Here is a 9,972-nt window from a genome sequence, read left to right on the forward strand (position 1 = left end):
GTGATCGACGGCACGAGCATAATGGCACCGGGTGCCAAATGGAAGGGATCGGGGCGAAGGCGGTGTCGGAACCATCCGTTCGGCCAGGTAGACGCCGGTCGACGAGTCAGCACGAGCTGGAGGCCGTGGCCTTCGAGCTCTTCGAGCGCGAGGGGTTCGACGCCACCACCGTCGACGCGATCGCGAAGAGCGCGGGCATCGGCAGGCGCACGTTCTTCCGCTACTTCGAGTCGAAGAACGACGTGGTGTGGGGGTCCTTCACCGAGCAGCTCGACCACATGCGCGAGCGGTTCGCGCAACGCCCGGCCGACGAGCCGCTCATGGAGTCCGTGCGCGCCGTTGTGGTGGAGTTCAACCGCGTCGACCCCGCCGAGGTGCCCAAGCACCGCAGGCGCATGGAGCTGATCCTGCGCGTCCCGGCCCTGCAGGCCCATTCGACGCTGCGCTATGGCGACTGGCGCGCCGTGGTGGCCGAGTACGCCGCGAAACGCCTCGGCGAGAAGCCGGCCGCGCTGCGCCCGCAGGCGATCGCCTACGCCGCGCTGGGCGTCTCGCTCGCGGCCTACGAGCACTGGCTCGCCGAGACCGATCTGCAGCTGTGTGACGTTCTCGACGAGGCGCTGTCCGAGCTGGCCAGAGGCTTCGTGCTGGGCTGAACACGTTTAGCGATCGCCCAGACGGGGACCCTCTCCGGCGTGAAGAACATCTTCGTACTCGCCCTCGACGAGGAGAACAGGCGCACCCTGCGCGACATCCGGAACGCGGACTCCTACGCGTTCCACTCCCTGCTCACGGTCGACGAGACGCAGGTAGGGGAGATCGACTTCGAACAGCTGCTGGACAAGGCACAGTCGCAGCTGGACGCCTTCGACGGGTCGATCGACGCCATCGTGGGCTACTGGGATTTCCCGGTGTCCACGTTGCGCGCGATCCTGTGCCACCGCTACGGCCTCCCCGGGCCGTCGCTCGCGTCGATCGTCAAATGCGAGCACAAGTACTGGAGCAGGCTCGAACAGCAGAAGGCCATCGACGAGTACCCGCGCTTCGGCATCGTCGACCTCGACGACGAGCAACCGAGTCCGCCGGACGGCGTGCGCTATCCGATGTGGCTCAAGCCCGTGAAGTCGTACTCCTCCGAGCTGGCGTTCCTCGTCCGCGACGAGTCCGAGTTCGACAAGGCCGTCGCCGAGATCCGCGAGGGCATCAGCCGCGTCGGCAAGCCCTTCGAACAGGTGCTGGACATGCTGGAGCTGCCGCGTGAGATCGCCGAGGTGGGCGGGCAGGCTTGTCTCGCTGAGGAGGCGCTCTCCGGCGTGCAGTGCGCCACCGAGGGTTACGTGTACAACGGCGAGGTCGTGGTCTACGGCGTGCTCGACTCCGTCAACTACGAAGGCCGTTCGTCCTTCCTGCGGCACCAGTACCCATCGCAGCTGCCGAAGGCCGCCGTCGACCGGATGATCGACGTCTCGAAGCGCATCATCGGTCAGATCGGGATGGACAACTCGACGTTCTCCATCGAGTTCTTCTGCGAGCCGGAGAGCGGCGACGTGTGCCTGCTGGAGATCAACCCGAGGCACTCGCAGTCGCACGCCGAGATGTTCGAATGCGTCGACGGCATGCCCAACCACCACGCGATGGTGATGCTCGGCCTCGGCCGGGACCCCGCGCTGCCCGACGACAAGGGTGAGTACGGCATCGCCGCGAAGTGGTACTACCGGCGGTTCTCGGACGCGCTCGTGCGGAAGGTCCCCACCGCGGAGGAGATCGAGCGCGTGCACCGCGAGATCCCCGGCGTGATCATCGACATCGTGCCCGTGGCCGGCCAGCGGCTCTCCGACCTGCCCGGCCAGGACAGCTACAGCTTCGAGCTCGCGCACGTCTTCGTCGGGGCCCGCGACGAAACCGAGCTGAAGGACAAGTACGAGCGTACGGTGGAGGCGCTGGACTTCGAGTTCGCCGAGGAAGGGCCCGAGAAGGAGGGATAGCTTGCTCCGCGCGGTCGGATCGCTGCCGTGTCAGACCACAGAGGACGAACACGTCTGGATCCCCGTCTCGGACGGCACCAGGCTCGCCGCCAAGATCTGGCGGCCCGTCTCGTCGGACGACCAGCCGGTGCCGGGGATCCTGGAGTACATCCCCTACCGCAAAAGGGACCTCACCGCCGTCCGCGACTCGATCCACCATCCTTACCTGGCCGGGCACGGCTACGCGTGCGTGCGCGTGGACATTCGGGGCACCGGCGAGTCGGAGGGCGTGCTGACCGACGAGTACCTCGAGCTGGAGCAGCGCGACGCCGAGGACGTGCTGGAGTGGATCGCGAACCAGCCGTGGTGCGACGGCCGCACCGGCATGATGGGCATCTCCTGGGGCGGCTTCGCCGCGCTCCAGGTCGCCGCCCGCAAACCGGAGACGCTGAGGGCGATCGCGATCGCGTCGTTCACCGACGACCGCTATTCCGACGACTTCCACTACATGGGCGGCTGCCTGCTCTCGGACAACCTCGCCGAGGCGGGCACCATGTTCGCGCACGGCACGCTGCCGCCGGATCCGGCGCTCGTCGGCGACCGCTGGCGCGACATGTGGCGCGAGCGCATCGAGGCGAGCGGGCCGTGGGTGGACACGTGGCTGCTGCACCAGCGCCGGGACGACTACTGGCGGCACGCGTCGGTGTGCGAGAACTACTCCGGCGTGCGCTGCCCCGTGCTCGCCTCCAGCGGCTGGGCCGACGGCTACTCCAACGCCGTCGCCCGCTTGCTCGCGAACCTGGACGTGCCGCGCAAGGGGCTCGTCGGACCGTGGTCGCACAAGTACCCGCACCTCGGCGAGCCGGGCCCGGCGATCGGCTACCTGCAGGAGCTCGTGCGCTGGTGGGATCACTGGCTCAAGGACGTCGACAACGACGTCATGGACGGGCCCATGCTGCTCACGTGGATGCAGGACAGCGTGCCGCCGTCCACGTCCTACGAGGACCGGCCCGGCCGCTGGGTGGGGGAGCCGAGCTGGCCGTCGCCGAACGTGCGGGACGTCGAGCTGCCGCTGTCCCGGCACCGCATCGGCAGGCCAGGCGAGGAGGTGGCCGACGAGCCGCTGACCGTGCAGTCACCGCTGTCGGTCGGGCAGTTCGCCGGTAAGTGGGCCTCCTACAACGCGCCGCCGGACATGCCGTACGACCAGCGTGAGGAGGACGGCGGGTCGCTCGTGTTCGAGACCGACCCGCTGCCGGAGACCTGCGAGATCCACGGCGCGCCGAGGGTCTGCCTCGAGATCTCGGCCGACCAGCCCGTGGCGATGGTGGCCGCGCGCCTTTCCGACGTCCTGCCCGACGGCAGGGCCACGCGGGTGACCTACGGCGTGCTCAACCTGACCCACCGCGACGGGCACGACATCCCGAAGCCGCTGGAACCCGGGAAGCGCTACCAGGTGAGCTTCGACCTCAACGTGGTCGCGCAGGCGTTCCCGGCGGGGCACAAGATCCGGCTGTCGCTGTCGTCGTCGTACTGGCCGCTCGTGTGGCCGTCGCCGGAGCAGACCTGCCTGACCGTTCACACCGGTGGGAGTGGTGTGCGGCTGCCGCTGCGCACGGGCGGTGAGGAGCAGGTGCACCGCCCGTTCGCCGAGCCGGAGGGCGCGGAACCGATCACGGTGACCCAGGTGGAACCCGGCGAGCACCGCTGGACCGTCACCCGCGACCTCGTCGACTACGAGTCGGCGCTGGAGATCGTCAAGGACAACGGCACCGTCCACTACGAGGACATCGACCTCGACGTCAGCAGGCGGGCCTACGAGCGGTACAGCTCGGTGGCGGACGACTTCTCGTCCCCGCGCGCGGAGACGGAGTGGACGATGAGGTTCGCCAGGGGCGACTGGTCGGCGACCACCGTGACGCGAACGGTGCTCACGTGCACCAGCACGGAGTTCCGCCTGCACGCGACGCTGGACGGCTACGAGGGCGAGAAGCGCCTCTTCTCCCGCAACTGGCAGCGCGCCATCCCGAGGGACTGCGTGTAGGCCCTTTCCAACCGCAGTGAAGGCCACCTTCACTGCGTTCAACGCAGGTAAGGTGGCCTTCACTGCAGTCTGGCGGGGGGTGCCGGGGCTACTGGCCGACCTTGCCGCACTCGCCGTTTAGCTTGTGTTCGGAGAACGCGTTGGCGCTGGCCGACTGGACGGCGCGCAGGGAGCTCTGGTCCGAGTGCGCTCCGACGCCGGGTGTCTGGCCGATCGGGTCGGCGACGTCGCCGAGCGGGTGGTGTGCGAATGCGGCCTCGTTGGCGCAGTCGAACGATTCGACAATGGGATGAATCGTCGCCGATGCGATACCGGACATCAGTCCGAATGACAACGCGAGCGCCGCGAAAAACGCGAATATTCTTTTGCGCTTCATCGGGGGCCTCCCGGGTCTTCTCGGTGGAGAGGCCTGCCACTATCCACCTGGGCACCGGCGCTTTCAAGTGCGCGATATTCACCCGGCAATTCTTATCTTCTCACGAATTGCCGGGTGCGGCGGTTATTCATGAATTGGGTCGGCCTGCTGAAACTCTCGTTCCGGTCAGGCGGGCAGCTTCAGCTTCAGGATCTCCGCGGAGACCTCGCCCGCCGGGGTGCGGTAGGTGATCGTGTCGCCCTTCTTGTGCCCCGTTATGGCCCTGCCGAGCGGGCTGTCGGCGGTGAGCGTGGACGCGTCGTCCTCGTCGGCCTCCTCGGTGAAGCCGACCACCACCATGTCCTCCACGCTGCCGTCGCTGAACTTCAGCGAGACCTTCGTGCCCGAGGGCAGCGCGGACTCGGAGTCGGCGGTGGGGCCGCCGTGGAGCAGGTCGTACACCTCGGCGATCCGGCGGTCCAGCCGCGACACGACCTCGGCCCGCTCGAGCAGGTCGGCCTGGTCGGCACTGTCGCCCAGCGGGTCCTCGCCGAGCCGTGGCGCCAGGGACTCGCGCTGTTCGCGTAGGGATTCGAGCTCCTTCTCGAGCCGCGCGCGGGTGGCCGGGCTCAAGCCTCCGGTGGACGTCATTGACCCATTGTCGGGCTTGACCGCCCGGCCCGCCACGTCATTCACCGAGGTCACCCCCGGCGGCGACCTCGTCAGCGACCGTAACCGGCCTTGCGCAGGGCGTCCGCCATCGCGCCGCCGGCGGGCGCCTGGCGCTGCCTGCCCTGGCCCTGCCGCTGCTGCTGCGGCTTGCCACCGCGGCCGCGCTGACCTCCACGCCCGCCGCCCTGGCCGGACTGGCGCTGTTCCCCGCCACCGGGCTTGGCCTCGTCGTCGAGCCGCAGCGTCAGCGAGATCCGCTTGCGCGCAACGTCCACCTCGAGCACCTTCACCCGCACGACGTCACCCGGCTTGACCACCTCGCGCGGGTCCTTGACGAAGTTGCGCGACATCGCCGACACGTGTACGAGGCCGTCCTGGTGCACGCCGATGTCGACGAAGGCGCCGAACGCCGCGACGTTGGTGACCACGCCCTCCAGCCGCATCCCCGGCGTCAGGTCGGTCATCTTCTCCACGCCCTCGGCGAAGGTCGCCGTCTTGAACTCGGGCCGGGGGTCGCGGCCGGGCTTCTCCAGCTCGGCGAGGATGTCGGTGACCGTCGGCAGGCCGAACGTGTCGTCGACGAACTTCTCCGGCTGGAGCGCCCGCAGCGTGCGCGCGTCGCCGATCAGCTCCCGGATGCCGACGTTCGTCTCGTCCAGGATCCGGCGCACCACCGGGTACGCCTCGGGGTGCACGCTGGAGGCGTCGAGCGGGTCGTCGCCGTCCGGGATCCGCAGGAAGCCGGCGCACTGCTCGAACGCCTTCGGGCCGAGCCGGGCGACCTCCTTGAGCGCGGTCCTGCTGCGGAACGGCCCGTTGTCGTCCCGGTGCGCCACGATGTTCTCGGCGAGCGTCGTCCCGATGCCCGACACCCGGCTGAGCAGGGGCACCGAGGCGGTGTTGAGGTCCACGCCCACGGCGTTCACGCAGTCCTCCACCACCGCGTCGAGCGAACGCGAGAGCTTCGACTCGGCGAGGTCGTGCTGGTACTGCCCGACGCCGATCGACTTCGGGTCGATCTTCACCAGCTCGGCCAGCGGATCCTGGAGCCTGCGCGCGATCGACACCGCGCCGCGCAGCGAGACGTCCAGTCCCGGCAGCTCCTGTGCCGCGTACGCCGACGCCGAGTACACCGAGGCGCCCGCCTCGGAGACCACGATCTTGGTGAGCTTCAGCTCGGGCCGCAGCTTCACCAGCTCGCCCGCGAGCTTGTCGGTCTCGCGCGAGGCCGTGCCGTTGCCGATGGCGATGAGCTGCACGTTGTGCTCGCGCGCGAGGTGCTCCAGCTTCGCCAGCGACTGGTCCCACTGCGACTGCGGCTTGTGCGGGTAGATCGTGTCGGTGGCCACCACCTTGCCGGTGCCGTCGACGATCGCCACCTTCACGCCCGTGCGGTAGCCGGGGTCGAGACCCATCGTCGTGCGCGTGCCGGCGGGCGCGGCGAGCAGCAGGTCACGCAGGTTCGCGGCGAACACGCGCACGGCCTCGTCCTCGGCGGCCTGCCGCAGGCGCATCCGCAGGTCGATGCCGAGGTGCAGCAGGATCTTCGTGCGCCACGCCCACCGCACGGTGTCGTTGAGCCACTTGTCGCCCGCGCGGCCCTGGTCGGAGATGCCGAACTTCTCGGCGATCCGGATCTCGTAGTCGCTCGGGCCCCGCTTCGGCTCGGCATCGGGAGCCGGGGGCTCCTCCGGCTCGGTGGCCACGTCGAGGATCTCCTCCTTCTCGCCGCGGAACAGGGCGAGGATGCGGTGGGAGGGGAGCTTCGTGAACGGCTCGGCGAAGTCGAAGTAGTCGGAGAACTTCGCGCCTTCGGTCTCCTTGCCCTGGCGGACCTTCGAGGTCACCCAGCCGCGCGTCCACATGCGCTCGCGCAGCTCGCCGATCAGGTCGGCGTCCTCGGCGAAGCGTTCCACCAGGATGGCCTTGGCGCCGTCCAGCGCGGCGGCGGCGTCGGCGACGCCCTTCTCCGGATCGACGAACACGGCGGCCGCGGCCTGCGGCTCGGTGGTCGGGTCGGAGAGCAGGCCGTCGGCCAGCGGCTCCAGCCCGGCCTCCTTGGCGATCTGCGCCTTGGTGCGCCGCTTCGGCTTGTACGGCAGATAGATGTCCTCGAGGCGGGCCTTCTCCTCGGCAGCCATGATGCGGGCCTCGAGCTCGGCGTCGAGCTTGCCCTGCGAGCGGATCGACTCCAGGATCGTCGTTCGCCGCTCCTCCAGCTCACGCAGGTAACGCAGCCGGTCCTCGAGCGTGCGCAGCTGCGTGTCGTCGAGCGCCCCGGTCACCTCCTTGCGGTACCGGGCGATGAACGGCACGGTCGAGCCCTCGTCGAGCAGGGTGACGGCGGCCCGGACCTGTCCCTCGCGGACACCGAGCTCGTCGGCGATCTTCTGATGAATCGACACCTTCTCAGCCACGTTGGGCATTGTGCCCTGTCTGTATTGAGGCATCATCGGCCCATGGCCGACTACGACATCAAGCCGCGCAGCAGGGCCGTCACCGACGGGATCGAACGCGCCGCCGCACGCGGGATGCTGCGGGCCGTCGGGATGGGCGACGAGGACTTCGCCAAGCCCCAGATCGGCATCGCGTCCTCGTGGAACGAGATCACCCCGTGCAACCTCTCGCTGCAGCGGCTCGCCGAGGCGAGCAAGAAGGGTGTGCACGCCGGCGGCGGGTTCGCCATGGAGTTCGGCACGATCTCGGTCTCGGACGGCATCTCCATGGGACACGAGGGCATGCACTTCTCGCTCGTGTCCCGTGAGGTCATCGCAGACTCGGTGGAGACCGTGATGGAGGCGGAGCGGCTCGACGGCGCCGTGCTGCTCGCCGGGTGCGACAAGAGCCTTCCGGGCATGCTGATGGCCGCGGCCAGGCTCGACGTGGCGGCGGTGTTCCTCTACGCGGGTTCGACCCTGCCCGGCACGGTCGACGGCCGCGAGGTGACGATCATCGACGCGTTCGAGGCGGTCGGCGCGTGCGCGCGCGGGCTCATGACCCGCGAGGAGGTCGACAAGATCGAGCGCGCCATCTGCCCCGGCGAGGGCGCGTGCGGCGGCATGTACACGGCCAACACCATGGCCTGCGTGTCGGAGGCGCTCGGCATGTCGCTGCCCGGCTCGGCCAGCCCGCCCTCGGTCGACCGCCGCCGCGACGGGTTCGCGCGCGCCAGCGGCGAGGCGGTGGTGGAGCTGCTGCGCAAGGGCATCACCGCGCGCGACATCCTCACCCGCGAGGCGTTCGAGAACGCGATCGCCGTGGTCATGGCGCTCGGCGGGTCCACCAACGCCGTGCTGCACCTGCTCGCGATCGCCAACGAGGCGCAGGTGGAGCTCACCCTCGACGACTTCTCCCGGATCGGCGATCGCGTGCCCCACCTCGCCGACGTCAAGCCGTTCGGCAGGCACGTGATGACGGCCGTCGACCGCGTGGGCGGCGTGCCCGTGGTGCTGAAGGCCCTGCTCGACGCGGGTCTCGTGCACGGCGACTGCCTCACCGTCACGGGCCGGACGCTCGCGGAGAACCTCGCCGAGCTCGGCCCGCCCGAGCTCGACGGCGAGGTGCTGCGCAAGCTCAGCGACCCGATCCACCCCACGGGCGGCCTGACGATCCTGCACGGCAGCCTCGCGCCCGAGGGCGCCGTCGTGAAGAGCGCGGGCTTCGACGCCAGCCGGTTCGAGGGCACGGCGCGCGTCTTCGACGGAGAACAGGCCGCGATGGACGCGCTCGGCGAGCTGAAGGCGGGCGATGTCGTGGTGATCCGCAACGAGGGCCCGCGCGGCGGGCCCGGCATGCGCGAGATGCTCGCCGTCACCGGCGCGATCAAGGGCGCGGGACTCGGCAAGGACGTCCTGCTGCTCACCGACGGCCGGTTCTCCGGCGGCACCACGGGCCTGTGCATCGGACATGTCGCGCCGGAGGCCGCGCACGGCGGGCCGATCGCGTTCGTCGAGGACGGCGACCCGATCGTACTCGACCTGGCCGCGCGCACGCTCGACGTCGGGATCGACGAGGCCGAGCTGGCGCGGCGCCGTGAGGGCTGGGAACAGCCTCCGCCGCCGCGGCGCACCGGCGTGCTCGCCAAGTACGCCAAGCTCGTCGGTTCGGCGGCACAGGGCGCGGTGTGCTCGTGACCCGCACCGCGCTCGTCACCGGCGGCACCGGGGGCCTGGGCGTCGCCGTGACGAGAGCGCTCCTCGGTGACGGCTGGCGCGTGGTGGTGCCGTGGATCACCGAGGCGGAGCTGGAGCGGCTGGAGCCCACCGAGGGGCTCGAACTGGTGCGCGCCGATCTCTTCGAGGCCGCAGACGCGCGGCGCTGCGCCGAGCAGGCGGCCGGCGTGACGCGGGCGCCGTTGCGGGCGGTGGTGAACCTCGTCGGCGGGTTCGCGATGGGGGAGCGGGTGGCCGAGACGCCCGTGGAGGACTTCGAGCAGCAGTTGCGGCTCAACCTGCGCCCCACGTACCTCGTGTCGCAGGCGGCGGTGCCGCACCTGATCGAGGCGGGCGGCGGGGCGATCGTGTGCATGTCCAGCAGGGCCGCGCTGCACCCGTTCCCCGGTGCGGCCGGGTACGTGACCTCCAAGGCCGCCGTGCTGGGCCTGGTTGGCGCGCTGGACGCGGAGTACTCGCGACGCGGCATCCGCGTCAACGCGGTCTTGCCGAGCATGATCGACACCCCGGCGAACCGGGCGAGCCAGCCCGGGGCCGACCGGTCTCGCTGGGTCTCACCGGAACGCATCGCGAAGGTGATCGCCTTCCTGTGCGGGGACGACGCGGGCGTGGTGAGCGGAGCCCACGTCCCGGTCTACGGCTGACGCCGCCCGCGAGTCCCCCGCTCCGGCCCGCGAGTCCCCCGCTCCGGCCCGCGAGTCCCCCGCTCCGGCCCGCGAGTCCCCCGCTCGGGCCCGCGAGTTCCCCGCTCGGGCCCGCGAGTTC

The 9,972-nt window shown here is 70.2% G+C and carries 8 protein-coding genes; 5 read left to right on the top strand and 3 right to left on the bottom strand.

Going from position 1 to position 9,972, the window contains the following annotated elements:
- The first annotated feature begins 38 nt into the window (after positions 1 to 38).
- The 3 genes from mftR to FCN18_RS10310 are packed head-to-tail and all read left to right on the top strand — an operon-like array spanning position 39 to position 4,008.
- Positions 39 to 656 carry a mycofactocin system transcriptional regulator gene (gene mftR / locus FCN18_RS10300; RefSeq protein WP_112271688.1) on the top strand — a complete coding sequence of 206 codons (618 nt, stop codon included), beginning with the start codon at positions 39 to 41 and terminating at the stop codon, positions 654 to 656.
- Between the two features lie 39 nt (positions 657 to 695).
- Entirely contained in the window at positions 696 to 1,985 is a 1,290-nt protein-coding gene (locus tag FCN18_RS10305) for an ATP-grasp domain-containing protein (protein WP_112271690.1), read from the top strand.
- A 1-nt stretch (position 1,986) separates the two neighbouring features.
- Positions 1,987 to 4,008 (top strand): CocE/NonD family hydrolase, encoded by a 2,022-nt coding sequence (locus tag FCN18_RS10310; RefSeq protein ID WP_137094662.1) that lies wholly within the window; start codon positions 1,987 to 1,989, stop codon positions 4,006 to 4,008.
- An 88-nt stretch (positions 4,009 to 4,096) separates the two neighbouring features.
- Here FCN18_RS10310 and FCN18_RS10315 read toward each other — a convergent pair whose 3' ends face one another.
- From FCN18_RS10315 to FCN18_RS10325, 3 genes are all read right to left on the bottom strand, one after another.
- A complete protein-coding gene (locus FCN18_RS10315) occupies positions 4,097 to 4,384 on the bottom strand; it encodes a hypothetical protein (RefSeq protein WP_112271694.1) in 288 nt (95 codons plus the stop codon).
- 165 nt (positions 4,385 to 4,549) lie between these two features.
- On the bottom strand, positions 4,550 to 5,014 hold the full coding sequence (locus FCN18_RS10320; protein ID WP_112271696.1) for a GreA/GreB family elongation factor: 465 nt from the start codon (positions 5,012 to 5,014) through the stop codon (positions 4,550 to 4,552).
- A 71-nt stretch (positions 5,015 to 5,085) separates the two neighbouring features.
- On the bottom strand, positions 5,086 to 7,461 hold the full coding sequence (locus FCN18_RS10325) for a Tex family protein (protein ID WP_199542423.1): 2,376 nt from the start codon (positions 7,459 to 7,461) through the stop codon (positions 5,086 to 5,088).
- A 33-nt stretch (positions 7,462 to 7,494) separates the two neighbouring features.
- On the opposite strand from FCN18_RS10325, the gene ilvD reads away from it, so the two are divergent.
- Together ilvD and FCN18_RS10335 are read left to right on the top strand one after the other, a co-directional pair.
- Entirely contained in the window at positions 7,495 to 9,168 is a 1,674-nt protein-coding gene (gene ilvD / locus FCN18_RS10330) for a dihydroxy-acid dehydratase (RefSeq protein ID WP_112271697.1), read from the top strand.
- On the top strand, positions 9,165 to 9,851 hold the full coding sequence (locus FCN18_RS10335; RefSeq protein ID WP_137094665.1) for an SDR family NAD(P)-dependent oxidoreductase: 687 nt from the start codon (positions 9,165 to 9,167) through the stop codon (positions 9,849 to 9,851). The genes ilvD and FCN18_RS10335 overlap by 4 nt, the downstream gene beginning before the upstream one ends.
- Positions 9,852 to 9,972: the final 121 nt, after the last annotated feature.

The organism is Prauserella endophytica (assembly GCF_005146945.1).
In the GTDB taxonomy this organism is placed as follows: Bacteria; Actinomycetota; Actinomycetes; order Mycobacteriales; family Pseudonocardiaceae; genus Prauserella_A; species Prauserella_A endophytica.